Origin of the sequence: Frateuria sp. GZRR35 (assembly GCF_051900415.1) — a bacterium.
In the GTDB taxonomy this organism is placed as follows: domain Bacteria; phylum Pseudomonadota; class Gammaproteobacteria; order Xanthomonadales; family Rhodanobacteraceae; genus Frateuria_A.
On record NZ_JBHZGL010000004.1, the window covers coordinates 25,776 to 49,167 of the forward strand.

Sequence of the window (23,392 nt, forward strand, 5' to 3'; positions counted from 1 at the left end):
GAAACCGCCGTGTTCCATTCCTGCATTCCCGATCCCCTGGTTGCCGGATGGCTGCGCCGCCCGACCGATGCCATGCCGTGGTTCGCCACCGGCCGGTGCAGACGTTCGTGCTTGCGCTGTCGCGCTCGGGAACCGAACACCTTTGCGCCTTCGCGAGTTTCGTCGGCACGAACAAGGCGATGCATGCGGCCTTGAAGAAGCGCGACTGCGCCGCCTTCGCCAAGGCCTGCAACGGCCCCGGCTACAAGGCCAACGATTACGACGGCAAGCTCCAGAAGGCTTATCACGCGCTGACCTCCCGCCCGTGACCGATCCATCCCGACCGCAGGTCCAAACCATGCAACGCGTTGTTGTTCTTTCGATCGCCTCGCTGCTCGCCGGCTCCTGCGCCGGACCGGCCAGCTCGCTCGCGGCGGGCCTGTGCCGCGTCGGCGAAACCACCTATTTCAGCTGCCCGACCGCGCGACACAAGACGATCAGCCTGTGCGGAAGCCTGCCCGCGGTGCAGTACCGCTACGGCAAGCCGGACAAGCTGGAACTGGCCTTTCCGGACGATGCCTCGCAAGGCGCGCAACAGCTGGGCTACGCGCACTACACGCGCTACCAGACCGAGCGCAGCGAAGTCGGCTTCAGCCGCGGCGGGGTCGACTACGCCGTGTTCGACTACACCGAAGACGGCCACCGCAGCGCCGGCGTGCGCGTGACCACCGCCGACGGTACCGATCACGAAGTGCCCTGCGACGGGCCGGTCGAGGGCCGCCTGGATGCGCTCGGCAAGAGCCTGCGCTGCGATGCGGACAACGCGCTCAACGGTGGCGACTGCCCCTGAGCGCGCGGCCAGCCCGTTCGCGGGGGGCGCCACCTGTCCACCCTCACGGTGCAGTCCTTGGGCCAGGGAGCGCCCGCCTGAAGAGGTCGCCGCGATATCGCCCCGCAGCTGGGCCGAAAGCGTGGACGACACTGCTCGCACGGCCGCGGCGTCCATCAAGCGATCAAAACCTTGAAGCAGCCGAGCACTATCGTGCCGCCGTGCGCGCAGCTGTCCCCCATGCGCGCGGCCGGCTGGCCGCCGATCAGCACCTTGGGCGAGCCCAGGACGATGCTGTCGGGCGGGCCCACGCAGGTTGCCATGTCGCCCATGCGAGCCGCAGGCAAGCCGCCGATCAGCACCGTGGGGGCGCCGGGCGCGGCGATCGGGCCGCCCACGTGGGGCACCACGCCGGTGACCATCGGGCAGACATGCATGTCGGTGAGGCGGGCGGCGGGCTGCATGCAATTCCTCGGCTGAAGGTGACCGGCCCGATCATGCGGCGACGCGCCGCGCCGGCTGCCGATAGCTTCCATCGGCAGTCCGGACCCACAGGGAACGGCTTCCAGCCTGGATTTCGTGCCGCCGTCGACGCCGGCGGGCTCCCCCTGGTGGCGGCACGCCGGCCGGGCCGGCCAGCGTTGCCTATAGGTGAATCCGTAAAAACGCGGCGAATCTGGTCACGCCCTCTTCACGCCGGGGTTCAGGCCAGCCCGACCTGCTTGAGCGCCTTGCTCTTGACGCCCGCGAAGAACCCCTTCTTCGAATGCGTGCCCTTGTTGCTGCTGAGCCCCTCAAGCTGAAGGCGCGAGCCCTGGATGTTCTTGCTGGCGATCTTGAGCATTGGGTCCATCTGCTTCTTCTTCATCTGCTCGACCCGGTCCATCCACCCCGGCAGGCCGATATCCGCCACGAACATGTTTGCCACCGAGGAGGTATCGGCGCAGGTGAGCAGGTAGCAACCCAGCACCGGGCATTCGTTGAACACCGTCAGGTCGAGGCTGTTAGGCGTGGCCAGGCGCTTGTTGCCTGCACGCATGTCCTTGATGTCCAAACCAAGCGAGAACAACTGCAGGCCCAGGCTGGCGAGCGCGTTGGCCGCGCCGATACCGGCGGTGGTGGCGGTGCCGAAGTCGGCGAACAGGCCTGCGATCTTGGCGCCGGTGGCCACGCTTTGCTGCCCCAGCTTGACCGAGTGCCGCGCCAGGTCGCGCTTGATGATGACCTGGATGGCCTCCGCCGCCGCATAAGGATCGCCGGGACGGAAACCCTGCTTGTAGTCCGCACTCTTGTAGAGGTTGTAACCGTCCTGGGCGACGGCCTTGCCTGCCTTGACCAGTTTCACGCCACTGGTGACCACGCCCAGGAACGGCGTGATCTCGGCGATCAGTTCGGACAGGACATCGCCGGATACTGCCTCGATGACGTCCTCGATGCCGGAGACATCCGCGCATTCGACGATGAAGTCGCTGACGGCCTCTTTCATGCCCGGCAGACTGGCCAGCTTGCCGGCGGCCTTGCCGCCCTTGACCAGTTTCTCGGTCGAGGACACGACCTTCTTGCCGCTGGACAGCAGTTGCTTGGCCGACGAGAGCCGGCTGGTCATGCCGAACTTCAATTGGGTGCCGGCGAACATGTTCACCAGCAGCGTGCGGCGCGCCTTGGCCAATTCGCCCAGCGCCCGGAATTCCTCGATGCTCAAAGTCGTGGTCGGCATAGGTGGTTCCCGCTGTGTTGATGCGTTTCGGTCACCGCTTGCGAGCGGGCCGTTCTGTGCGGCCGGTGCCATGGACTGCGCGGTTGCCCGCACCCGGCCCGCCGTTACTTGTAGAACCTCGCCGCGAACGAACCGGACAGATAACCGGCAATACAGTTGCGCACGTTGTCGCGAGTGGACTGTGTGGCGCATTGCGCACGCAAGGCCGTGTGTGGCCGTGGCGAACAGGGGACCGGCCGTGGGGATCTCATTACCCGTCCTGCGCCTTGTGCAGGCTGTCCGGGCCGCTGATCCACGTCGACGTCCGCTGTTTCAGATCCACCGCATATCTACCGCCGGTTTCGCTATGAACCTCGATCGATCCGCCACCGGGCAGCAGCCGCATGCTCTTGAAATAGCGCCCTGGCGTGCTCACGCCGGCGGCATCCTGGTCCGGCACGTCATAGACCTTGAGCGCCCACAAGTGGTCTCCGGTCGCCTGATCGACAGCTACCAGATAACCGCCGGACTGGGTGCCGCCATGTCGATAACCGTGCATGTCCTGTTCGTAGCGCACACCGTCGTGGACGATCGGCTCGACCAGCGGAGGCGAAGGACGGCTGGAGCTGGGTTTGTCATGGTTCACGGCTGGGCCTTCCCGGTTTGTGGTGCGTCGGTGGTTATCGTGCCTGGGTACCGATATCCCAGTAGTTGAACGTTCGTGCGGGCGCGCGCCCTCCTCTGCTGCCACGAAGCGTCGCGCGTGAAACGCGCGATAGCTTTCGGGTACGAACCGGGTGTTTCCTTTCCTCAGCCGAAAGGATCTAAACGTTGTTGTTCTTCGAACCGTTGAACTTCCGACTGGTCACCTGGGCATTGCTGAAGGCGTTGTAGCCACCCCGACTCATCGGGACGATATGATCGATCTCGACGCCCGAATCCGACCCCAGGTCGAGCAGCGCCGTTTTCACCGGATCGTCGGCCTCGTCGCTCCAGCACTCGCCCAGCCGCGCCCCTTGCTGCGAATAGCGATTGCCCAGCGCAACCAGGCTGCGTTGCGCCTTGGAAAATTTCTGGAATCGACCGACCTGGCCGATGCCGTCCAAGGGGACGGAATCGTTCGGATTGAACATGAGGTAGTCCAGGAATGCATAGGGCCTGCGTTCCTTCGGCGGCAACCCCGCGCTGTTGACGTTCTCCACTTGCTCCAAGCACCACCCTTGCGCCACCTTGGACCGAGCCTGTTCGAAGGCCGCTTGCATGTGCGCATCGATCGCGATCCGCGTCACCACCGGCACGTCCTGCCGGATGCCGGTCGAATAGACGGTATGGCCGTCGAAGGTACCGTCGTCGCGGATCGCCATGTCGCGCAGCATCTGCACGTTTATCTGCGTCGGCATCCGCGGCTCGTCTGCGTCGCCGTAAGCCAGGCTGATGCACAAGCCGTGGCCGCTTCCGGGGCTGTAACGGGTCTCCACCTGACGCTCCAGCTCGCGAAAATCACGGCGGTTGACGTGTGCAAACATGGGAACGACGTTTTCCGACTCGTTGACCCCGCCCAGCCTCAAGCCGAAGATGTGGCCCGCCTCGGTATTGAAGAGGCGCCCTTCGTATTGGTCAGCCTGGAAGTTGTAGGCCAATGGCTGCGCGTTCGCCGCGCTGCGCTTCTTGCCGGTCAGGTGGATCAAGCCCAGCACCTTGGCCGGCCGCAACCGGAAACGCCCCGCCTGCTGGAACTGTTCCCGCTGAATCATCAATCGCTTCTTCGACCAGTCGTCCCAACCCCACATCGCTTTCTCCTAACGCAGTTGAAGTGGACCGTGCCCGATCGGCCCACGAAGATCCGAAGCGGGCGGCGCGGCACCGCAGGCCAATGGCCAAGACCCCGAAATGCCGTGATCCGTACGTCTGCATGTCGTCGGGATATCGCTATCCCGACCAACAGCAAGGGCAACGGGCCGCGTCCCAACGCAGAGACCACAGGCGCGTCGCAACCGCCGCCTGCCATCGCTGCCACCAAAGATTTCAGATCTCCGTGCCGTTGGTCGGCTCCACGGCTTTGCGCTGGATGGCTCCCACACGCACAGTGGCAGCCAGCCCCGCATTGCCGCCCACTTCGGCCAGCTTTGCATCCACGATGAATGCCTTTTCCTGCGCGTCGGAATATTTCTTGATGTAGCGGTAGTACGTATTGGCCCCCGCGTTGATCACCAGATAACAATTGCCGTGTCCAGGCATGACGCTCCCCTTCTAGTGGTTGAGTGTTGGATATCGGAAGTAATAAGCGGATCCCATGAGCTATCCGGCCAACAGGTCGTCGACGGAAGGGCTATCGGGATGTTGCTTCCTTGCCACTTCGTAAACGGTGCCCAGTTCGCTCAAGGCGCGCGACAGGTCCAGCGCGTACTGGCCGTAGTACTCGGCATCCTCGTCAGTGATCTGGTCGTCGCATGCACGCTGCTCGTGCCACGCCGCGTCGCGTTGCATGGCCTTGATGGCGAGCATGAGCGTCTGTATCGATATATCCATGGACGTTCTCATTCCTGCTGCAGGTTTTTGGCCAGGGCGTTGAGCCAGATCTGGAACAGCTCCAGCGGCATGTCGTCCTTGGGCGCCAGAGTGAAGTGGTTGGCGCGGTCGCTGAAGTCCGAGTCCTGAGTGACCGCGATCGCTTCCGGGATGGCAGTTCCCTTGGGCAGCCTGTACCAGCGGAATCCACCCAGCGCCGTGGTCCGGTCGAATGTCGAAACGCCGCGATAATCACCGGACACGCAACGGCACCCGATGACGATCTGCCTTCCGTCCCGCTCGACGATCTTTACGTCGGGCAACCGCTCGGAGCCGTCCCTCCGGCGAAAGCCCGGGTTGGGATGGAGCACGGGCCTGCCCTGGCGCGCCTCGTTCTTGCTCTGTCCACGATAGAGATCGCGCGGAGTCGTATCGTCGAAGTAGTACTTCGAACGCCCGGCGTCGCGATAGATGTTTTTCAACGCGTCGGTCACGACGGGGCTCAGTCGAATGCGTACGAGAAGTCACCGTTGTCCACGCCAACCCTGGCGCCCTGGACCGGCCTGCCATCGATCATCCGGTTGAGGAACTCGCGGCTGATGTCCGGCAGCATGGTATTGGTCAGGATGGCGTCGATCATGCGGCCGCCCGATTCGCTCTCGGTGCAGCGGCTGACCACGAGCTTCACCACGTCCTGGTCGTACTCGAACGGGATGCGGTAGCGCGCCTCGATGCGCTTCTTGATGCGATTGAGCTGCAGCTTGACGATCTCGCCCAGCATCGCCTCGCTGAGCGGGAAATACGGGATGGTGACCAGGCGGCCGAGCAGCGCCGGCGGGAACACCTTCAGCAGCGGCTCGCGCAGCGCCTTGGCCATGCCTTCGGGCTCGGGCATCAGTTCGGGGTCGGCGCACAGGCTGGCAATGAGGTCGGTGCCGGCGTTGGTGGTGAGCAGGATCAGGGTGTTCTTGAAGTCGATCTGGCGGCCTTCGCCGTCTTCCATGACGCCCTTGTCGAACACCTGGAAGAAGATCTCGTGGACGTCCGGGTGCGCCTTCTCCACCTCGTCCAGCAGCACCACCGAGTACGGCTTGCGACGAACCGCCTCGGTCAGCACGCCACCTTCGCCGTAGCCGACATAGCCCGGGGGCGCACCCTTGAGCGTAGAGACGGTATGCGCCTCCTGGAACTCGCTCATGTTGATGGTGATCAGGTTCTGCTCGCCGCCGTAAAGCGCTTCGGCCAGCGCCAGCGCGGTCTCGGTCTTGCCCACGCCGGAGGTGCCGGCGAGCATGAACACGCCGATCGGCTTGTTGGGGTTATCCAGACCGGCGCGGCTGGTCTGGATGCGCTTGGCGATCATCTCCATCGCATGGTCCTGGCCGATCACGCGCTTGCCCATCAGGCCGGCCAGGTTCATCACGGTTTCGAGTTCGCTCTTGACCATGCGGCCGACCGGGATACCGGTCCAGTCGGAAACCACCGAACCGACGGCCACGTAGTCGACAGTCGGAAGGATCAAGGGGCTTTCGCCCTGCAGCTCGGACAGCTGCACCTGCAGGCCTTTGAGCTCTTCCAGCGCGGCAGCGCGTTCGGCGTCGGTCAGCACGGCGCTGGCCACGGCGACCTCGCCGGCTTCGGCGTTGGCGGCCTGCTCCAGTGCGCTCCCGGTACCCTCGACGGGTGCGGTGTCGCCACGCAGGCGTGCGCGGATGGCGAGGATCTTTTCGACCAGGCCCTTCTCGACCTGCCAGTTGACCTCCAGCGTTTCCAGGCGCGCCTTCGCCTCGGCCAGCTTTTCGCCGGCGGCGGCCTCGCGTTCGGCCACATCCACGCCGATGGTCTTCTCGCGGGCGATGATGGCCAGCTCGGTTTCCAGCGCCTGGATGCGCTTGCGGGTGTCGTCCACTTCCGGCGGCACGGCGTGCTGGCTGATCGCCACGCGGGCGCAGGCCGTGTCGAGCAGGCTGACGGCCTTGTCCGGCAACTGGCGCGCGGGGATGTAGCGGTGCGAGAGCTTGACCGCCGCCTCCAGCGCCTCGTCCAGAATCTGCACGCGGTGGTGCTTCTCCATCACGCTGGCGACGCCGCGCATCATCAGGATGCCCTTCTCCTCGCTCGGCTCGTCGACCTGCACGGTCTGGAAGCGCCGGGTCAGCGCGGGGTCCTTCTCGATGTGCTTCTTGTACTCGGCCCAGGTGGTGGCGCCGACCGTGCGCAGGTTGCCGCGCGCCAGCGCCGGCTTGAGCAGGTTGGCTGCGTCGCCGGTACCGGCCGCGCCACCGGCGCCGACCAGGGTGTGCGCCTCGTCGATGAACAGGATGATCGGCTTCGGCGATGACTGCACTTCCTCGATCACCTGGCGCAGGCGGTTCTCGAACTCGCCCTTCATGCTGGCGCCGGCCTGCAACAGACCTACGTCCAACGTGCGCAGCTCGACATCCTTGAGCTGCGGCGGCACGTCGCCCTGTGCGATGCGCAGCGCGAAGCCTTCGACCACCGCGGTCTTGCCGACCCCCGCCTCGCCAACCAGCATCGGGTTGTTCTGCCGGCGGCGCATCAGGATGTCGACAACCTGCCGGATTTCCTCGTCGCGCCCGACGATCGGGTCGATCTTGCCGCTACGCGCCTGCTCGGTGAGGTCGACGGTGAACTGCTTGAGCGCCTCCTGCTTGCCCATCTGCGCCGGACCCATCGCGCCGCTGGCCTCGCCAGGCACCGCGCCGCCCATCTGGAACCCGTCGCTGGCGCCCTGTCCGTCCTCGGGCGAGCCGGCCACCACTTCGGCGAACTTCTCCACCAGCGATTCGGGCTTGATCTTGTCGAACTCCGGCGAGATGGCGACCAGCGCGTTGCGCAGGTGACGCGTGCGCACCACGCCGACCATCAGATAGCCGGTGCGCACCTGCGCCTCGCCGAACATCAGCGTGGCGAACACCCAGCCGCGCTCGACCGCTTCCTCGACGTTGGAGGACAGGTCGGTGATGGTGGTCGAGCCGCGCGGCAACTTGTCCAGCGCGTCGGTGACGTCGCGCGCGAGGTTGGACGGATTGATGTTGAACTGCTTGACGATGCGGTGCAGGTCCGAGTCCTGCAGCTGCAGGATCTGGTGGATCCAGTGCACCAGCTCCACGTAGGGGTTGCCGCGCAGCTTGCAGAACACGGTCGCGCTTTCGATGCCCCGGTAGGCGAGCTTGTTGAGTTTCCCGAACAGGGCGCTGCGACTGATCTCGGCCATGACACGTTTTCCTTGTTCCAGTGGTCTCTTCGCTGCGCGAAAAAGAACGTGAGAGTTGTAGCTTTTGCCTCGCCGCACCGGCGAGGGCTATCTGCCAATGTGTGGCGGTATGGCGTCAAACTTTCCGGTTATTCGACAAGCTCTTCGTAAGGAGGCAGGTTGTCCGAGGCTTTGTGCATCTGGACATACATGCGTTTCAGCTCCATTTTTGCCTTCGAATAGGAAAGCAGTTGCTGCTCCAGGTCCGACAGATCCGGATCGCGAGAGCCGGCGATTTGTTTTTTCAGTTCGTTGACCCTGGCGTCGACCGCGAGAACCGCCATGGTCAAGCTGTGTGCGCTGATCGTCATGCATCCAGAGTCCGCGTGCTCGCCCCTTCCGCCTAGGCGACCGACAACACGACATCGTCGCTGTCGTCGGTACGCTGTGGTTTTCCCATCCAGGTGCTCAGGCCCAACCGACCCGCCCTGCCCAACCGGGCCACCGGCACCGCTTCACGCTTGAGCACCAGTTGCACGTCCCAGCATTTTTCATCGCCGACGTAGCTCCGCACCGTGGCGGCCAGTTGCGCCAACGCGAGGCCGCCAGGCAGGAAATGCTCGAACTGGCCGCGATCCAACGGGCCTATCCGCAGGCGGAACCGCTGCTGCGCCCCCCAGACATTGGCGCCGATGACCGCGGTGCGGCCCAGGCACGCCACGTCGGTGGAGCAACCCAGCCGCAGGTATGCCTCGTGCGGCAGGCGCATCCACTCGGCGACGAATTCGAGCACTCGCACGGAGACGGCAAAGAAGTGCTGCAGCAGGCTGCGCAGGCCCTCGGCGTTGCGCGTCTGCGCCACCATGCGTCCGGCGAAGTAGCGCTTGTAGTCGTCCGGGAGCGCATCGCGGCCTTCCAGTCCGGGGGTGGCCATGCCCACCAGTGCGCCGGTGTAGAGCCGGAAGCGGTCCTGTGCCGGCCGGTCGGCCTGCACCGTGGGTTGGGCGTTGGCCCAGGTGCGGTACAGCAGGCTGGCCATGCGGTGGTGGAAGATGTCGGCGAATGCGGTCAGCGTGGTATCGCGTGCATTGCGTTCGCGGTCGAGCGCGTACTCGGTCAGGTGCAACGGCAACGGCGCATTGACCCCGAACAGGCCGAAGAACAGCGCGTGCAGACGTGCCGGACGCCCTTCGGTGGCGCGCTGGTAGCGATCGATGGCGCGTGGTGCGAACGCCAGCGAAGGCGTCTGGCACAACCGCACGAAGTCCTCCGACGGCTTGGTCGACTCGCCCAGCCGCGGCCGTGACGGGTGCGCGCATTCGAGCTGCCGGATCGCCTCGAAAAAGTCGAAGTCGCCCGGCCGCTCTTCGAGTGCCCGCTCGAGCACTACAGCGTCTGGCGCGTGCCCAGCCGTGCCGGCCATCGGGCTACCTCGTTGCGTTCGAGGGTGCGCAGCACCGTCTCGGTGAAGGAGTTGATCGATACGTAGCGCGCAAAGAAATGCTGCATCACCGAACCGAGCAGGAAGGCGCCGGTGCCCTCGAAGGCACCCTCGTCGCAGGTCAGGGTGATCTCCAGTCCGCGACCGAAGCTGATCGGCCCGGGGACCGGGATGCGCCGCACGATCGACTGGGAGGTTACCGTCTTGATGCCGTCGATCTGCCGGCGCGCGGCCGGATCAAACTCGTCGCAGTACAGCGTCAGCATTTCGCGCAGCGCGGCGGCGCCCTCGGCATTGCCCTCGCCCAGCAGCGAGACGTAATTGAGCTGCAGGTGGCTGACCAGTCGCCAGGCGGTTTCGCCGCTGGCAACCGACGCGCGCGGCTTGGTCGGGCCGGCCACGCAGCGTATCGACTCGACCGGCGCGCCGACGTCCATGGTGAAGTCGGTATTGGCCTTGCCCACCGGCATCTGCAGCGGCAGGTCGCGGTTGGTGCACATCAGCTGCATGCCGACTTGTCGCAGTCGACTCGCGTAGGGCGCCTCGTTCGAGTCGACCAGCGCAATGAACAGCTCGCTGCCGACATAGCTCGATCGCGCGCCTTGCAGCTTCTGTCGCGATGACAGCTGGCGCGGCTCGCGGCGCAGTGTGTAGAAGGCCCCATGGCCGCTCTGCCAGCTGCGTTCGTCGCAGCCGTAGAACGGTTGGAATCGCTGCTCGGGCTCCTGGCTGTCGCCGAAGCCTTCGACCTGCCCGATCGAGTGGATTTCGAAGTCCATCGGCCGCGTGCGGTCGGCCAGCACGTGGTACTCCGACCTGCCCTGCTGCAGGTGGATCCGATCGGCGCGCCGCGGGAACAGGTTCACTGCCGGCGTGCAGAACAGGCGGAAGTTGCCCGCGTCCACCGCGTTGTGGAGGCGGCTCACGCCGCGGTCGAACAGCACCACGATCTCGAACTCGCTCCCCTGTGCCCGGGACAGCGCCTGGCGCAGCCCGGTGAACACCGCGAACAGGTAGCGCTCAGGGCAGGCGAAGTATTCCTGCAGCAGCCGGTAGCCGCTGAACGAGCGACCGCTGTAGGGAATCATTGCCTCGGCGTCGTCGAACCCCTTGGGACGGATGCTGTTTGCCGGCAATACCGTGCTGCGCATGCCTGCGCCGTCCTTGCCGCGCACCACCACCGAGATGGCGTTGCCGAGCAGTTGCTCGTACAGCCGCTTGGGCAGTTCGTCGGCGCCGGCGATGAACACCGGCAGCTCGTCCAGCGCGAGCTCGCTTGCCTGGGCGCCCGCGGTGACTGCGAGCTTCAGGCGCAGTCCCGCGCGCACGCTGCCGTCGGCAGGAATATCCACGCCTGCCGCGGCGATCGCCGCGGGCGTGTCGAAATACTTGGCCTCGGTGATCCGCAATGGCCAGAGCGTGACGTCATGCGCTGTCCGGTACTCGCAAGCGGTGCGCTCGTCGCGGCCGATCAGGCTGCGCAGCGCGGTATCGCGCGGTACCCGGTGGCCGGCGGCGAGCGCGCTGTCCTTGAGGTCCGCCGCCAGCTCCACCACCGCCATCGAGGGCACCGGCGCCAGGTAGTGCGGGTAGACCATCTCCATCAGGTGCTGGGTGAATACCGGCTGCTGCGCATCCAGCTTCAGCTGCACCCGCGCGGCCAGGAAAGCGAAACCTTCCAGCAGGCGCTCGACGTAGGGGTCGGCGCACTCGAAGCCTTCCATGCCCAGGCGTCCGGCGATCTTCGGATACTCGCGCGCGAACTCCGCGCCCATTTCACGGACGTGCTGCAGTTCCCGGTTGTAGTAGCGCAGGAGATGGGGATTCATGGTGTTCTAACCGAAGCTTTCGGAGACACGGAAGTTGCCCGTCTCCAGGTCCACCTCGGTCTTGAGGTAGAGGTTAAGCGGGATCGGCTGGGCCCACATCTGGGAGTCGATATGGAAGGTCAGCGACTGGCCATCCATGCGCTGGTCATCGACCTTGACCGAGATTTGCAGCGTGCTTGCCGTCAGCCGCGGCTCGAACGCCAGGATGGCCTCGCGAATCAGCCGCTGCAGCGCGTCGGCGTCGACGCCCGAAAGCGCCGCGCCCGTAAGGTCGGGAATGCCGAAATTGAGAACCGAGCGGGCGACGTCCGGATAGTCGTCAAGTGGCACGCTGGTACCGAGGTTCACGCAGTTGAGCAACCAGGAAATGTCTCGGGAAACGCAATCGCGCAAGCGGTTTGCCGAGATCACCCGCTTCTCGCGGCTCTCTTCCGCCTTGCCCGGCTCGTCGTCGGTCAGGCGGTCGAGCAGCGAGGGCTGCAGGCGCTCCTGGGTGGTGAGTTCGGCCACGACGCGTTCCCCGGGACCTAGTCGAAGGAGATCAGGCGCGTATCCAGCAACGAGTGCTCGCCGGCGTCGGTGGCAAACATGCGCTGGCCCAGTCCGATGTACTCCCCGTCGCCGACCGCTTGCCACTCGGTGCGCCGCGCCAGCAGCAGCTCGCCCTCTTCGCTGCATTCGCTGCCCGGATAGCGCACAGGCACGAATCCCACCGTGCGCCCGCCATGGCGCCACACCAGCTCAGCCGGCAGCCACACCATGTCGCGCAGGTCGCTGGGCGCCTCGAAACGGATTTCCTTCAATTGCGACATCGGCACCCAGACGTAACCGGTGTTGATCACCGCTTCCAGGCACGGTCCGAAGCGCATGTCCCCGTCTGCGATCCATTCGAAGGGAACCTCGTCGATGTGACCGGCGATCGCAGGCGCTTCCTCCAGTGCCTGCATGCGCAGTTGCGCCGCTGCCGTGGTGTTGCCATCCAGCGAAAGCTTCAGGGCCTGCAGCAGCTGCGCCAGCCAGGCAGCCGGTTCACCCACCACCGTGGGCAGGTGCTGTCCGGCGAACACCGCCGCGCGATCGATCTCGGCCCGCGCCAGCACGCCATAGGTCTGCGCCAGCAACACGTTGGTTGGATCCAGTTCGCGGCTGGCGACGAGCTGTTCACCAGCGCGTCGCCATTGCCCCAGCACGGCCAACAACTGGAACAGGAAGACCCTGGCGCGTGCATCGCCAGGGTCCTTGCGCACCTGGGCCACCAGCGCCTGCCGGGCCTCTTCGACCTGGCCTGCCTTGAGCAGGCCATCTGCTGTGATGCCCATCGTGTACTCCCCAGGTGCGCGCCCAGTGCCGGTCGGTTAGGCCGACACTTCCTGCATGTTGTAGGTGAACGGCTTGGCCGCACCGTCCGCCGAGCCATCGGGCTTCTGCGGCTGGTACTTGTAGGCGAACTTACCGAAGTGCACGGTGATGTTCTCGGTCAGCCGATCCTCGCCGCCGGAACCGCCGGTGGACACCGACGTGATCATCACGCCTTCGCTCAGCTCGATGGTGAGGTAGTCGGTCTGCTCGCCGGTGGCGTTGGTCACCGAAAGCGTGGCCTTCTCCAGTCGTGCGCCGGTGCAGCAGGCCTGCAGCAGCGCGTGCGAGCTGCTGTCGACGTACTTGGTGATGGAGAGATCCTGCACGTGGGCCTTGCCGCCGCCGCCGGTCTTGCTGTTGTGCAGGTCGGCGCTGTTGCTGGCGCCCCAGGACCAGGCCAGCACCGGCACTTCCTTGGCGTGCTTCTTGTGGAGGGAGCTACCCTCGACTTTGACCGAGCCGCCCTCGAACTTGAGATGCATGTCGAATGCCATGAAACAGACTCCTTAAGGTGACTTGATGGAACGGGATGTGCTTCTGGTGCGCGGCGGACCTGCCGCGCACCCAAGGCCGCCGCCCGGGCGCCCGAGGCTTTGGGCCTCAGGCCTTCTCGGATGGCAAACGCGATACCAGGCGCAGGGAGACCGTCAGTCCCTCGAGCTGGTAGTGGGGCTTGAGGAAGAACTTCGAGCTGTAATAGCCCGGCGCACCCTCGACTTCCTCGACCACCACCTCCGCCGAGGCCAGCGGGTGACTGGCCTTGTACTCCTCGCTGGAGTTGGCCGGGTCGCCATCGACATAGTTGAGGATCCAGTTGGTCAGCCATTTTTCGATCTGCTCGCGGCTGCTGAACGAGCCGATCTTGTCGCGCACGATGCACTTGAGGTAATGCGCGAAGCGACAGCAGGCGAACATGTACGGCAGGCGCGCGGCCAACGCGGCATTGGCGGTGGCGTCCGGGTCGTCGTACTCCTCGGGCTTGGCCAGCGACTGGGCGCTGATGAAGGCGGCCATGTCCGAGTTCTTGCGATGCACCAGCGGCATCAGACCCATCTTGTCCAGCTCCGCCGAGCGGCGATCGGTGATGGCGATCTCGGTGGGACACTTCATGTCCACGCCACCGTCGTCACTCGGGAAGGCGTGTACCGGCAGGCCTTCCACCGCGCCACCGGACTCGATGCCACGGATGCGCGAGCACCAGCCGTACGTCTTGAACGAACGGTTGATGTTCACCGCCATGGCGTAGGCGGCGTTCTGCCAGGTGTACTTGGAGGAGTCCGCGCCAGCGGTGTCTTCCTCGAAGTCGAACTCCTCCACCGGGTTGGTGGCGGCACCGTAGGGCAGGCGCGAAAGCGTGCGCGGCATCGCAAGGCCCAGGTACTTGGCATCCTCTGATTCACGCAGCGAACGCCAGGAGGCGTAATCGGGCGTCGAGAAGATCTTGGACAGGTCGCGCGGGTTGGACAGCTCGTTCCAGCTTTCCATGCCCATCAGGGAGGAGTTGGCTGCGGCCAGGAACGGCGCGTGTGCGGCGGCCGCCACCTGGGCGATGCCGCCCAGCATTTCGACGTCCTGCGGGCTGTGGTCGAAGTAGTAGTCGCCGACCAGGCAGCCGTACGGCTCGCCGCCGAGCTGGCCGTATTCCTCTTCGTACATCTTCTTGAAGATCGGGCTCTGGTCCCAGGCGGTGCCCTTGTAGCGCTTGAGCGTCTTGCCCAGCTCCTTCTTGGAGATGTTCATGACGCGGATCTTCAGCTGCTGGTCGGTCTCGGTGTTGTTGATCAGGTAGTGCAGGCCGCGCCAGGCGCTTTCCAGCTTCTGGAAGTCGGCGTGGTGCATGATCTGGTTGACCTGCTCGCTGAGCTTGCGGTCGATCTCGGCGATGTAGGCGTTGATCGTCTGCGCGACGTCTTCGGAGACGATGTCCGACTTGCTCAGCACCTGCTCGGCCAGCGTGCGCACGGCCGATTCGACTTCTTCCTTGGCGCGGTCGCTCTTGGGCTTGAATTCGCGGCTCAGCAGCGCGGCGAAATCGCCGGCTTCGAGGGTTTCGGTGGCTTGGCCGCGCTCGGCAACGGTTTCGGTGGACATGTGTGCTTACTCCGCGTCGGAAGGCTTGGCGGCCGAAACCAGCGACTGCAGCAGGGCCGGGTCGTTGATCGCCTGGGCGATCAGCTTCTCCGCACCGGCCTTGCCGTCCATGTAGGTATTGAGGTTGGCCAGCTGGGTGCGGGCCTCCAGCAACTTGGCGACCGGGGCGACCTTGCGCGCCACCGCGGCGGGCGAGAAGTCATCCATGCTCTCGAAAGTGATATCCACGTTCAGGTTGCCCTCGCCGGTGAGCGTGTTGGGCACCGCGAAGGAGACGCGCGGCTTCATCGACTGCAGGCGGTTGTCGAAGTTGTCGACGTCGATTTCCAGCGCCTTGCGATCCTCGATAGGCGGCAGTTCGGCGTTGTTCGCCCCGGACAGGTCGGACATCACGCCCATCACGAACGGCACCTGCACCTTCTTCTGTGCGCCGTAGACCTCGACGTCGTACTCGATCTGCACCCGCGGCGCGCGGTTGCGCGCGATGAACTTCTGACTGCTTTGCTTGGCCATTGCGGCTGTCTCCTGGGGCTTGAGGTCTTCCGGTTGGAACGCGACGCCTTGAGGGCACGTCCGCGGATATGCGGCGCAGGCGAGCGCACGTCCCTGCAGCGCGCGGCAGCCGACGCGGACAGCGCGGAACGACGGGATCGTTCCGCTCGCGGGTTCGGTTGGACGCACGTGGCAAAGGGCGGACTAACGCCTTCCCACTGTTCTAGTGCGTGGAGGTCTTCACGGATCGGCCACGGAGATGAATGCGCTGTTCAGGCTGCGTTCACCTGACAAACACGTTGTACCTCGAAGGCCGATCGGCCAAGGCCTGCCCGTTCCGTGAGGGGCAGGACTTGCAGGTGACCTCCGCCGGGAAGCGCCGATCCGGCTTGCGCGACGGCTCAGGCCTGCAGTTCGCGTTGCAGCCAGGCGCGGGCCAGGCGCCATTCCCGCTGCACGGTAGTGGCGGAAATGCCCAGCGCGGCGGCGATCTGCTCGGCGCTCAGGCCGACAAAAAAGCGCATCGAGACGATGCTCGCCTGGCGCGGGTCGATCTGCTCGAGCGCGTCCAGGGCATCCAGCAGGCCGACGTAGTCGACGTCGGGCTTCAGCGACCCGGAGATCTCCGACAGTTCGATGCGGTCGCAGTCCTGCGGGCGCTTGGCCGCCTGGCGGCGTCGGGCCGAATCGACCAGCACTTCGCGCATCGCCCGGGCCGCAACGCCGAGCAGATGGCCGCGGCTTTCCCATTGTGGCGGGCAGTTGCCGCCGAACACCTTAAGGTAGGCCTCATTGACCAGCGCCGTGGCGCTCAGCGTGCGCTCGCTGGTGTTGCGGCGCAGCTGGGCGCCGGCCAGCCGGTGCAGCGCCGCGTACATCTGGCGCAGCGCTTCCTCCAGCGCGGCGGTATCGCCCGCCTGCGCCGAATGCAGCAGTCGCGTCACGTCGACACTGGAGTTCACGGCTTGGGTAGTCCTTTCCGCCCATCTGGCCCGGTCGGCTGGCGCCGCCCCGGATCGCGGCCAGACTCGGCCGCGGGAAAAGTATAGGCCAAAGCCCGACGACGACAGGAAGCGGCCCGGTTTTCCGCACTACGGGGACGCCGCGACCGCCCTGCTAGACTCGCCCGATGCTCAAGATCGACACCCACGCGCACATCCTGCCCCGCGACTGGCCCAACCTGGCCGCCAAGTACGGCAACGACCGCTTCCCGGTGATGACCCACACCGACGGCCGCCACCGCATCTACAAGGACGGCAAGTTCTTCCGCGAGGTATGGGACTCCGCGTTCGATCCGCAGACCCGGATCGACGACTACGCCCGCTTCGGCGTGGACGTGCAGGTGATTTCCACCGTGCCGGTGCTGTTTTCCTACTGGGCGCCGGGCTACCAGGCGCTGGAACTGCATCGCCACCTGAACGACCACATGGCCAGAATGTGCCATGACTTCCCGCGCCACTACGCCGGCATCGGCACGGTGCCGTTGCAGGCACCGGAGCTGGCGATTCGCGAGCTGGAGCGCTGCATCGACGAGCTGGGCCTGCAGGGCGTGCAGATCGGCTCGCACTGCAACGACTGGAACCTGGACGCACCGGAACTGTTCCCCTTCTTCGAGGCGGCGGCGGACCTGGGTGCAGCGATCCTGGTGCACCCGTGGGACATGATGGGCACCGACACCATGCCCAAGTACTGGATGCCCTGGCTGGTCGGCATGCCCGCCGAGCAGTCGCGCGCCGGCTGCTGCCTGGCCTTCGGCGGCGTGCTGGAGCGGCTGCCGAAGCTGCGCATCATGCTGGCCCACGGCGGCGGCAGCTTCCCCTGGTCGATCGGGCGTATCGAGCACGGCTTCCGCATGCGCCCGGACCTGGTCGCCACCGACAACCCGCGCAACCCGCGCGAGTACCTCAAGCGCCTGTACTTCGACTCCTGCGTGCACGACGAGCGGGCGCTGCGTTATCTCCTGGATGTGACCGGCGTCGATCGCGTCATGCTGGGCACCGACTATCCTTTCCCGCTGGGCGAACAGGAGCCCGGTAGCGGCATCGAGGCCCTGGGTCTGGATGAAGCGGACCGTGAGCGCTTGTTCCACGGCACCGCACTGGAATGGCTGGGCCTGCCCTTGCAGCGATTCGTCAACCCGGCACCTCTTTCGGAGCGTTCATGACCCTTTTCCGCAGCTTCTTCCTGGCCGGCGCCCTGCTGCTGGCCGGCACCGCCTGTGCCACCGATGTCAGCATGGCCGGTGGCGAGGTCGCCTTCAGCACGCCGGACAACTGGGTCACCATCATGGAGACCCAGGGCCTGCCTGAAATGCGCGTGTTCCAGGTGCCCGACCCCTCCCCCACCGCCCGCGACAACCTGGCTTCCGTCACGGTGGAAGTCGAACCGGTCGGTGGCCTGGCCGCCTTCGAAGGTTACGTGGCCAACGCCACCCGCAAGGCCAAGGCGCTGGACGGTTACAACGCGATTGGCAGCCCGGACGGCCCCAACAGCCACGCCTACACCGCGCAGGACCACGGCACCGCCTACCACTACGACGAACGCTACTGGTTCCGGAACAACCACGCGGTCCGCCTGCGCTGCGCGCGCCCGGCCCGCAGCGAGGCCGGTGCCGCCTGGGCGGCCGCGTTCGACAAGGGCTGCGACGCGGTCGCCACCGATCTGGCTCGATGAGGTTCAAGGAATGACTGACTACCAGGCCTCCGCCGCATGGGCCGCTGCCGCCGACGAAGCCGATCCGCTGCGCGCGTTCCGCGACGAGTTCCTGATTCCCCCGCATGAAGGCCGCGACTCGAACTATTTCTGCGGCAACTCGCTCGGCCTGCAGCCACGGGCAGTGCGCGAGGCCATCGCGGCGGAACTGGACTACTGGGGCGAGCTGGGCGTGGAAGGCCATTTCAAGGGCCGCCTGCCCTGGATGGACTACCACGAGTTCGTGCGCGACGACCTGGCACAGGTGGTTGGCGCCTTGCCCTCCGAAGTGGTCGCGATGAACACGCTGGGCGTGAACCTGCACCTGATGATGGTGAGCTTCTACCGCCCGACGCCCGAGCGCCACGCGATCCTGATCGAGGCCGGCGCGTTCCCGACCGATCGCTATGCGGTCGAATCGCAGATCCGCTTCCATGGCCATGACCCGGCCACCGCGTTGATCGAACTGGAAGCGGACGAGCCCAACGGCACGATTTCCGAGGCGGCCTTCGAGCGGGCCCTGGCCGAGCACGGTGCGCGCACCGCGCTGGTGATGCTGCCGGGCGTGCAGTACCGCACCGGCCAGGCCTTCGACCTCAAGGCGATCGCGCGCCTCGCACATGCGCAAGGTTGCCAGGTCGGTTTCGATCTCGCCCATGCGGTCGGCAACCTGCCGCTGCAATTGCACGACAGCGACGCCGACTTCGCCATCTGGTGCAGCTACAAATATCTCAATGCCGGCCCCGGTGCGGTCGGCGGCGCCTTTGTCCACGAGCGCCACGCGCGCGAAACGCTGCCGCGCTTCGCCGGCTGGTGGGGCCACGACAAGGCCACCCGCTTCCAGATGGGCCCGCAGTTCGTGCCCACGGCGGGCGCCGACGGCTGGCAGCTATCCAATCCGCCGATCCTGGCACTGGCGCCGCTGCGCGTGTCGCTGGAGATTTTCCGCCGCGCGGGGATGGCGCGGCTGCGCGAAAAGTCGCTGGCGCTGACTGGCTACCTGGAGTGGCTGGTGCGCACGCAGTTGCCGGACGTGCTGGAGATCGTCACGCCCGCCGCCCCGGCGCGCCGGGGCGCGCAGCTGTCGATCCGCGTGCTCGGTGGCCGCACGCGCGGACGTGCGCTGTTCGAGTATCTGATGGCCAACGGCATCATCGGCGATTGGCGCGAGCCGGACGTGATCCGCATCTCCCCCGCCCCGCTCTACAACCGCCACGCCGACTGCCTGGCCTTCGCCGAAGCGGTGCGCCGCTGGGCCAACGGCTGACGTGTCCAGCCCGACGCACTGGGAGGCGGTCTATCGCAGCCGCTCGGCCCAGGCGGTGAGCTGGTACCGCCCGCACCTGGACGTCTCGCTCGCGCTGCTGCGCCAGGCGGGCCTGGAGGCTTCCTCGCGTCTGGTCGACGTGGGCGGCGGCGCTTCCACGCTGGTCGACGACCTGCAGGTGCTGGGCCTGACCGACATCACCGTGCTTGATCTATCGCAGACGGCGCTCGATGTCGCGCGCGAGCGACTGGGCATGCGCGGCAAGACGGTGCGCTGGATCGCCGGCGATCTCCTGGAAGCCGACTTCGCCCCTGCCGCCTTCGACCTTTGGCACGACCGGGCAGTACTGCATTTCCTCACTTCGCCGGAGGAAACCGCGCGTTACGCCGCACAGGTGATGCGCGCCTTGCGTCCGGGCGGGCATGCGGTCATCGGCGGCTTCGCGCCGGAGGGTCCGGAGCGCTGCAGCGGTCTGCCGGTGGCGCGGCGCTCGCCTGCCGACATCGCCTCCGTGCTCGGGCCGGCGTTTTGTCTGGTCGACGAAAGCACGGAGCGGCACACCACACCCGCAGGCACCGCCCAGACCTTCGCCTACGCGTTGCTCGAACGTCGCTGACCGCACCGGCCCCGGGTAGGATCCCGCTTGCGGGCGATGCTCTTTGGGCACTGGCCAACAAGAGCATCGCCCGCAAGCGGGCTCCTACAACAGGGGAATGCTTCATCGCAGCTTGATTGCAGATGCGCCAGGGTGGGACCTCCGCTGTCCGGAGACCGGCATGAAAAACGACGCGCCCCACAACGATACCGACCTGAACAAGCTAGGCGAGCTGATCGACGACATCGAGGTGGCCATGATGACCACGCTGGCCCAGGACGGCTCGCTGGTCAGTCGCCCCCTGCAGACGCTCAAGCTGACCGCCGAAGGTGACCTGGTGTTCTTCACCGCCGCCGACAGCGCCAAGGTCGACCAGCTCACCGACGACCTGGACGTGAACCTCGCCTACGCCAACCAGGACGACAAATGCTACGTCTCGGTACGCGGGCGGGCACGCATCAACCGCGATCCGGCGTTGATCGACGAGTTGTGGTCGCCCGCACAGAACGTGTTCTTCTCCGGCAAGGACGACCCCAACCTGACGGTGCTGCGCGTGCGGGTACGCGACGCGATGTACTGGGAATCGTCGGGCAACTTCGTGGAGCGCGCGCTGGATTTCGCCCGGGGCATGTGGAACGAACAACCGCGCGACCTCGGCAACCAGGGCCATTTGCACGGCTGACCGACGACCCTTCCCCGATGGCGGGGAAGGGCTCGATGGGGGCAGCGGGTCCTATAGGGTTTCGAAACGTGCGCGCAGCAAGTCCAGGCGCAGGTCGCCGGCAGCGCCCGGCGAGGTGCGTTCGGCCAGGCTCCGCTCGGGCGTGCGTCCCTCGCCCGCCGCGGCGGCAGCCTCGGCCGCGGCGCGGTAGGCATCGCGGAACGGCACGCCGGCTGCCGCCTGCTCGATGGCAACGTCGGTCGCGTACATCGTCGGCTCGATCGCCGCGCGCATGGCCGGCTCGTTCCAGCGCATGCGGCCCACCAGATCCGGCACCAGTTCCAACGCGGCAAGGCCGTGGGTCATGCCGTGGAAGATCGAGCCTTTGGAAAACTGCAGGTCGCGCTGGTAGCCGGTCGGCAGCGACAGGAGTTGCTCGATCTCGCAGCGCGCCGCGGCGACCGTGGCATAGCTGGCGCGAAGCAGTTCGACGACATCGGGGTTGCGCTTGTTGGGCATGATCGAGCTGCCGGTGGTGTACTCCGGCGGCAGGCTGACGAAGCCGAATTCGGCGGTGGTGAACAACGACAGGTCCCAGGCCAGGCGGCGCAGGTCCAGCAGCGCGCTGGCCAGGGCTTCCAGCGCGGCCAGTTCGAACTTGCCGCGCGAGAGCTGCGCGTAGATCGGCGAGAGCTGCATGCGCGAGAAGCCCAGCGCGGCGGTGGTGTGCGCGCGATCCAGCGGCAGGTTCACGCCGTAGCCGGCGGCCGTGCCGAGCGGGTTGGCATCGATCCAGGCCAGCGTCTGGCGGGCGCGCAGGGCGTTGTCGATGAAACCTTCGGCGAAGCCCGCAAACCACATGGCCGTGGAGGACACCACGGCGCGCTGTAGGTGCGTGTAGCCCGGCAGCGGCAAGGCCGGCTGCGCCGCGCGGTCGAGGCACACTGCCGCGACGGCGCGGCAGTGCGTCGCCAGCGCGTCGAGCTTTTCCTTCAGCCACAAGCGCGTGGCGACCAGGATCTGGTCGTTGCGGCTGCGCCCGGTATGCACGCGCCGACCGGCATCGCCGAGCCGCTCCGTGAGCCGCGCCTCGATCGCCGAATGGCCGTCCTCGTAGCGCTCGTCCAGTACGAAGGCGCCCGAACGGAAATCCTGTCCCAGCGTGTCGAGCTCGCGTTCGAGTGCCGCGGCCTCGTCGGCGCTGACCACGCCGATGCGTTCGAGGCCCTCCACGTGCGCCTTGCTCGCGGTGATGTCGTACAGGAAGAACTCGCGGTCCAGCAGCACGTCGTTGCCGGCGAGGAAACGCATGATCCGGGCGTCGGTTTCGACGCCGGCCTTCTGCCACAGGAGGTCGCTCATGGCTGGTCGTCCGGTTGGAGGGGGAAAAGGGTCTGGCGCAGGAACGCGACCGCGTCGTCCGGGGCCATCTCGCGGCGTTCGCCGCTGGCTCGGTGTTTCAGCTCGACGCTGCCGGCATCCAGCCCGCGCGGGCCGACCAGCACCTGCCAGGGCAGGCCGACCAGGTCCATGCGCGCAAACTTGGCGCCCGGCCGCTCGTCGGTATCGTCGAGCAGGACGCTCAGGCCGGCCGAGCGCAGGCGGGCGTACAGCGACTCGCAGGCGGCATCGACGCGGGCATCGCCGTGCTTCAGATGCAGCAGGCCGACCTGGAACGGCGCCACACCGTCCGGCCAGACGATGCCCTGCTCGTCATGGCTGGCCTCGATGATCGCGCCCATCAGTCGCGACACACCCACACCGTAGCAGCCACCATGGACCGGCCGGTCGACACCGTCGGCGTGGCGCACCATGGCGTTCATCGGCACCGAATACTTGGTGCCGAAGTAGAAGATCTGGCCGACCTCGATGCCGCGTGCGAGCACTTGTCGTTCCACTGGCACGTCGCGCTCGAAGCGTTCCGCCTCATGCACGTCCTCGGTGGCGGCATAGGGCGCCGTCCATGCCTCGACCAGCGGCGTCAGGTCACTACCGTAGTCGACGTCGGCGCCTGGCACCGGCAAGTCCAGGACGGCCCGGTCGCAGAACACCGCCGACTCGCCGGTCTGCGCCAGCACAAGGAACTCGTGCGAGAGATCGCCGCCGATCGGGCCGGTTTCCGCACGCATGGGGATCGCCTTGACGCCCATCCGGTCGAACATGCGCAGATACGCCACGAACATGCGCTGGTAGGAACGGCGCGCGGCGGCCTCGTCCAGGTCGAACGAATAGGCGTCCTTCATCAGGAACTCGCGCCCGCGCATCACCCCGAAGCGCGGGCGCTGCTCGTCGCGGAACTTCCACTGGAACTGGTAGAGGTTGAGCGGCAGGCTGCGCCAGGAGTTGACGTAGCTGCGGAAGATCCGGGTGACCATTTCCTCGTTGGTCGGACCGTACACCAGCTCGCGCTCGTGGCGGTCGCGGATGCGCAGCATCTCCGGGCCATAGGCCTCGTAGCGTCCGCTCTCGCGCCACAGGTCGGCCAGCTGCAGCGTAGGCATCAGCAGTTCGACCGCGCCGGCACGATCCATTTCCTCGCGCACGATGCGCTCGATGTTCCTGAGCACGCGCAGGCCCAGCGGCAGCCAGGCGTAGATGCCGGCCGCTTCCTGCCGGATCAGGCCGGCGCGCAGCATCAGCCGATGCGAGGCGATCTGCGCCTCGGCTGGGTTTTCCTTGAGCGTGGGGAGCAGGTAGCGGGTCAGGCGCATGGCAGTGTCTCGGTAGCGGACAACAG

General features: G+C 66.3%; 26 protein-coding genes. 7 read left to right on the forward strand and 19 right to left on the reverse strand.

Features of this window, described 5'->3' with window-relative positions; genetic code table 11:
* Positions 1 to 77: 77 nt before the first annotated feature.
* Positions 78 to 308 carry an N-acetylmuramidase domain-containing protein gene (locus ACFWZ3_RS06295; RefSeq protein ID WP_439706887.1) on the forward strand — a complete coding sequence of 77 codons (231 nt, stop codon included), beginning with the start codon at positions 78 to 80 and terminating at the stop codon, positions 306 to 308.
* A 29-nt stretch (positions 309 to 337) separates the two neighbouring features.
* Complete coding sequence (locus tag ACFWZ3_RS06300) at positions 338 to 829, forward strand: hypothetical protein (protein ID WP_439706888.1); 492 nt, start codon at positions 338 to 340, stop codon at positions 827 to 829.
* 155 nt (positions 830 to 984) lie between these two features.
* On the opposite strand, the gene ACFWZ3_RS06305 is transcribed toward ACFWZ3_RS06300, so the two are convergent.
* The 17 genes from ACFWZ3_RS06305 to ACFWZ3_RS06385 all read right to left on the reverse strand — a co-directional run bounded on the left by ACFWZ3_RS06305 (position 985) and on the right by ACFWZ3_RS06385 (position 16,403).
* Positions 985 to 1,272 carry a PAAR domain-containing protein gene (locus ACFWZ3_RS06305; RefSeq protein ID WP_439706889.1) on the reverse strand — a complete coding sequence of 96 codons (288 nt, stop codon included), beginning with the start codon at positions 1,270 to 1,272 and terminating at the stop codon, positions 985 to 987.
* Between the two features lie 239 nt (positions 1,273 to 1,511).
* Positions 1,512 to 2,525, reverse strand: a complete 1,014-nt coding sequence (locus ACFWZ3_RS06310; protein WP_439706890.1) for a hypothetical protein — start codon at positions 2,523 to 2,525, stop codon at positions 1,512 to 1,514.
* A gap of 250 nt (positions 2,526 to 2,775) precedes the next feature.
* Positions 2,776 to 3,150 (reverse strand): hypothetical protein, encoded by a 375-nt coding sequence (locus ACFWZ3_RS06315; protein ID WP_439706891.1) that lies wholly within the window; start codon positions 3,148 to 3,150, stop codon positions 2,776 to 2,778.
* A 178-nt stretch (positions 3,151 to 3,328) separates the two neighbouring features.
* Positions 3,329 to 4,294 carry a DNA/RNA non-specific endonuclease gene (locus ACFWZ3_RS06320; protein WP_439706892.1) on the reverse strand — a complete coding sequence of 322 codons (966 nt, stop codon included), beginning with the start codon at positions 4,292 to 4,294 and terminating at the stop codon, positions 3,329 to 3,331.
* A gap of 235 nt (positions 4,295 to 4,529) precedes the next feature.
* Positions 4,530 to 4,742, reverse strand: a complete 213-nt coding sequence (locus tag ACFWZ3_RS06325) for a hypothetical protein (protein WP_439706893.1) — start codon at positions 4,740 to 4,742, stop codon at positions 4,530 to 4,532.
* Positions 4,743 to 4,802: 60 nt separating this feature from the next.
* Positions 4,803 to 5,033, reverse strand: a complete 231-nt coding sequence (locus ACFWZ3_RS06330) for a hypothetical protein (protein ID WP_439706894.1) — start codon at positions 5,031 to 5,033, stop codon at positions 4,803 to 4,805.
* 8 nt (positions 5,034 to 5,041) lie between these two features.
* Positions 5,042 to 5,506, reverse strand: coding sequence for a hypothetical protein (locus ACFWZ3_RS06335; RefSeq protein WP_439706895.1), 465 nt, complete (start codon positions 5,504 to 5,506; stop codon positions 5,042 to 5,044).
* An 8-nt stretch (positions 5,507 to 5,514) separates the two neighbouring features.
* Positions 5,515 to 8,250: a type VI secretion system ATPase TssH gene (gene tssH, locus ACFWZ3_RS06340; protein WP_439706896.1), complete on the reverse strand. Its 2,736-nt coding sequence runs from the start codon at positions 8,248 to 8,250 to the stop codon at positions 5,515 to 5,517.
* Between the two features lie 128 nt (positions 8,251 to 8,378).
* Positions 8,379 to 8,600 (reverse strand): hypothetical protein, encoded by a 222-nt coding sequence (locus ACFWZ3_RS06345; protein ID WP_439706897.1) that lies wholly within the window; start codon positions 8,598 to 8,600, stop codon positions 8,379 to 8,381.
* A 32-nt stretch (positions 8,601 to 8,632) separates the two neighbouring features.
* Positions 8,633 to 9,652 (reverse strand): type VI secretion system baseplate subunit TssG, encoded by a 1,020-nt coding sequence (gene tssG / locus ACFWZ3_RS06350; RefSeq protein WP_439706898.1) that lies wholly within the window; start codon positions 9,650 to 9,652, stop codon positions 8,633 to 8,635.
* A complete protein-coding gene (gene tssF / locus ACFWZ3_RS06355) occupies positions 9,616 to 11,499 on the reverse strand; it encodes a type VI secretion system baseplate subunit TssF (RefSeq protein ID WP_439706899.1) in 1,884 nt (627 codons plus the stop codon). The genes tssG and tssF overlap by 37 nt, the downstream gene beginning before the upstream one ends.
* Before the next feature lie 6 nt (positions 11,500 to 11,505).
* The gene (gene tssE, locus ACFWZ3_RS06360; RefSeq protein ID WP_209621223.1) at positions 11,506 to 12,009 is read right to left on the reverse strand and encodes a type VI secretion system baseplate subunit TssE; all 504 of its coding nucleotides are present in this window, start codon (positions 12,007 to 12,009) and stop codon (positions 11,506 to 11,508) included.
* 17 nt (positions 12,010 to 12,026) lie between these two features.
* Positions 12,027 to 12,818 carry a type VI secretion system accessory protein TagJ gene (locus tag ACFWZ3_RS06365; protein ID WP_439706900.1) on the reverse strand — a complete coding sequence of 264 codons (792 nt, stop codon included), beginning with the start codon at positions 12,816 to 12,818 and terminating at the stop codon, positions 12,027 to 12,029.
* A 36-nt stretch (positions 12,819 to 12,854) separates the two neighbouring features.
* The gene (locus tag ACFWZ3_RS06370) at positions 12,855 to 13,352 is read right to left on the reverse strand and encodes an Hcp family type VI secretion system effector (protein ID WP_209621217.1); all 498 of its coding nucleotides are present in this window, start codon (positions 13,350 to 13,352) and stop codon (positions 12,855 to 12,857) included.
* A 106-nt stretch (positions 13,353 to 13,458) separates the two neighbouring features.
* Positions 13,459 to 14,949 carry a type VI secretion system contractile sheath large subunit gene (gene tssC, locus ACFWZ3_RS06375; protein ID WP_439706901.1) on the reverse strand — a complete coding sequence of 497 codons (1,491 nt, stop codon included), beginning with the start codon at positions 14,947 to 14,949 and terminating at the stop codon, positions 13,459 to 13,461.
* Between the two features lie 6 nt (positions 14,950 to 14,955).
* Positions 14,956 to 15,462: a type VI secretion system contractile sheath small subunit gene (gene tssB, locus ACFWZ3_RS06380; protein ID WP_209621210.1), complete on the reverse strand. Its 507-nt coding sequence runs from the start codon at positions 15,460 to 15,462 to the stop codon at positions 14,956 to 14,958.
* A gap of 380 nt (positions 15,463 to 15,842) precedes the next feature.
* Positions 15,843 to 16,403: an ECF-type sigma factor gene (locus ACFWZ3_RS06385; protein WP_439706902.1), complete on the reverse strand. Its 561-nt coding sequence runs from the start codon at positions 16,401 to 16,403 to the stop codon at positions 15,843 to 15,845.
* Positions 16,404 to 16,570: 167 nt separating this feature from the next.
* Here ACFWZ3_RS06385 and ACFWZ3_RS06390 point away from each other — a divergent pair, with 167 nt between their 5' ends.
* The 5 genes from ACFWZ3_RS06390 (at position 16,571) to ACFWZ3_RS06410 (ending at position 20,676) form a co-directional block, all read left to right on the forward strand.
* The gene (locus tag ACFWZ3_RS06390; RefSeq protein WP_439706903.1) at positions 16,571 to 17,605 is read left to right on the forward strand and encodes an amidohydrolase family protein; all 1,035 of its coding nucleotides are present in this window, start codon (positions 16,571 to 16,573) and stop codon (positions 17,603 to 17,605) included.
* The gene (locus tag ACFWZ3_RS06395) at positions 17,602 to 18,114 is read left to right on the forward strand and encodes a hypothetical protein (protein ID WP_439706904.1); all 513 of its coding nucleotides are present in this window, start codon (positions 17,602 to 17,604) and stop codon (positions 18,112 to 18,114) included. Before ACFWZ3_RS06390 ends, ACFWZ3_RS06395 begins: the two co-directional genes overlap by 4 nt.
* A gap of 10 nt (positions 18,115 to 18,124) precedes the next feature.
* Positions 18,125 to 19,399 carry a kynureninase gene (gene kynU / locus ACFWZ3_RS06400; protein WP_439706905.1) on the forward strand — a complete coding sequence of 425 codons (1,275 nt, stop codon included), beginning with the start codon at positions 18,125 to 18,127 and terminating at the stop codon, positions 19,397 to 19,399.
* Between the two features lies 1 nt (position 19,400).
* Entirely contained in the window at positions 19,401 to 20,015 is a 615-nt protein-coding gene (locus ACFWZ3_RS06405; RefSeq protein WP_439706906.1) for a class I SAM-dependent methyltransferase, read from the forward strand.
* Between the two features lie 160 nt (positions 20,016 to 20,175).
* Positions 20,176 to 20,676, forward strand: a complete 501-nt coding sequence (locus ACFWZ3_RS06410) for a pyridoxamine 5'-phosphate oxidase family protein (RefSeq protein ID WP_439706907.1) — start codon at positions 20,176 to 20,178, stop codon at positions 20,674 to 20,676.
* A 51-nt stretch (positions 20,677 to 20,727) separates the two neighbouring features.
* Here ACFWZ3_RS06410 and argH read toward each other — a convergent pair whose 3' ends face one another.
* Both argH and proS read right to left on the reverse strand, forming a co-directional pair.
* Positions 20,728 to 22,017: an argininosuccinate lyase gene (argH, locus tag ACFWZ3_RS06415; protein WP_439706908.1), complete on the reverse strand. Its 1,290-nt coding sequence runs from the start codon at positions 22,015 to 22,017 to the stop codon at positions 20,728 to 20,730.
* Positions 22,014 to 23,366 carry a proline--tRNA ligase gene (gene proS, locus ACFWZ3_RS06420; RefSeq protein ID WP_439706909.1) on the reverse strand — a complete coding sequence of 451 codons (1,353 nt, stop codon included), beginning with the start codon at positions 23,364 to 23,366 and terminating at the stop codon, positions 22,014 to 22,016. Before proS ends, argH begins: the two co-directional genes overlap by 4 nt.
* Positions 23,367 to 23,392: the final 26 nt, after the last annotated feature.

What these genes read in the sequence shown, in the direction of transcription:
- argH (WP_439706908.1), bottom strand. Translation starts at nt 22,017, where the DNA reads ATGAGCGACCTCCTGTGGCAGAAGGCCGGCGTCGAAACCGACGCCCGG.
- ACFWZ3_RS06390 (WP_439706903.1), top strand. Translation starts at nt 16,571, where the DNA reads ATGCTCAAGATCGACACCCACGCGCACATCCTGCCCCGCGACTGGCCC.
- tssG (WP_439706898.1), bottom strand. Translation starts at nt 9,652, where the DNA reads ATGGCCGGCACGGCTGGGCACGCGCCAGACGCTGTAGTGCTCGAGCGG.
- ACFWZ3_RS06345 (WP_439706897.1), bottom strand. Translation starts at nt 8,600, where the DNA reads ATGACGATCAGCGCACACAGCTTGACCATGGCGGTTCTCGCGGTCGAC.
- ACFWZ3_RS06310 (WP_439706890.1), bottom strand. Translation starts at nt 2,525, where the DNA reads ATGCCGACCACGACTTTGAGCATCGAGGAATTCCGGGCGCTGGGCGAA.
- ACFWZ3_RS06410 (WP_439706907.1), top strand. Translation starts at nt 20,176, where the DNA reads ATGAAAAACGACGCGCCCCACAACGATACCGACCTGAACAAGCTAGGC.
- ACFWZ3_RS06370 (WP_209621217.1), bottom strand. Translation starts at nt 13,352, where the DNA reads ATGGCATTCGACATGCATCTCAAGTTCGAGGGCGGCTCGGTCAAAGTC.
- kynU (WP_439706905.1), top strand. Translation starts at nt 18,125, where the DNA reads ATGACTGACTACCAGGCCTCCGCCGCATGGGCCGCTGCCGCCGACGAA.
- tssF (WP_439706899.1), bottom strand. Translation starts at nt 11,499, where the DNA reads ATGAATCCCCATCTCCTGCGCTACTACAACCGGGAACTGCAGCACGTC.
- proS (WP_439706909.1), bottom strand. Translation starts at nt 23,366, where the DNA reads ATGCGCCTGACCCGCTACCTGCTCCCCACGCTCAAGGAAAACCCAGCC.
- tssC (WP_439706901.1), bottom strand. Translation starts at nt 14,949, where the DNA reads ATGTCCACCGAAACCGTTGCCGAGCGCGGCCAAGCCACCGAAACCCTC.
- tssH (WP_439706896.1), bottom strand. Translation starts at nt 8,250, where the DNA reads ATGGCCGAGATCAGTCGCAGCGCCCTGTTCGGGAAACTCAACAAGCTC.
- ACFWZ3_RS06320 (WP_439706892.1), bottom strand. Translation starts at nt 4,294, where the DNA reads ATGTGGGGTTGGGACGACTGGTCGAAGAAGCGATTGATGATTCAGCGG.
- ACFWZ3_RS06395 (WP_439706904.1), top strand. Translation starts at nt 17,602, where the DNA reads ATGACCCTTTTCCGCAGCTTCTTCCTGGCCGGCGCCCTGCTGCTGGCC.
- tssB (WP_209621210.1), bottom strand. Translation starts at nt 15,462, where the DNA reads ATGGCCAAGCAAAGCAGTCAGAAGTTCATCGCGCGCAACCGCGCGCCG.
- ACFWZ3_RS06300 (WP_439706888.1), top strand. Translation starts at nt 338, where the DNA reads ATGCAACGCGTTGTTGTTCTTTCGATCGCCTCGCTGCTCGCCGGCTCC.
- ACFWZ3_RS06325 (WP_439706893.1), bottom strand. Translation starts at nt 4,742, where the DNA reads ATGCCTGGACACGGCAATTGTTATCTGGTGATCAACGCGGGGGCCAAT.
- ACFWZ3_RS06365 (WP_439706900.1), bottom strand. Translation starts at nt 12,818, where the DNA reads ATGGGCATCACAGCAGATGGCCTGCTCAAGGCAGGCCAGGTCGAAGAG.
- ACFWZ3_RS06330 (WP_439706894.1), bottom strand. Translation starts at nt 5,033, where the DNA reads ATGGATATATCGATACAGACGCTCATGCTCGCCATCAAGGCCATGCAA.
- ACFWZ3_RS06305 (WP_439706889.1), bottom strand. Translation starts at nt 1,272, where the DNA reads ATGCAGCCCGCCGCCCGCCTCACCGACATGCATGTCTGCCCGATGGTC.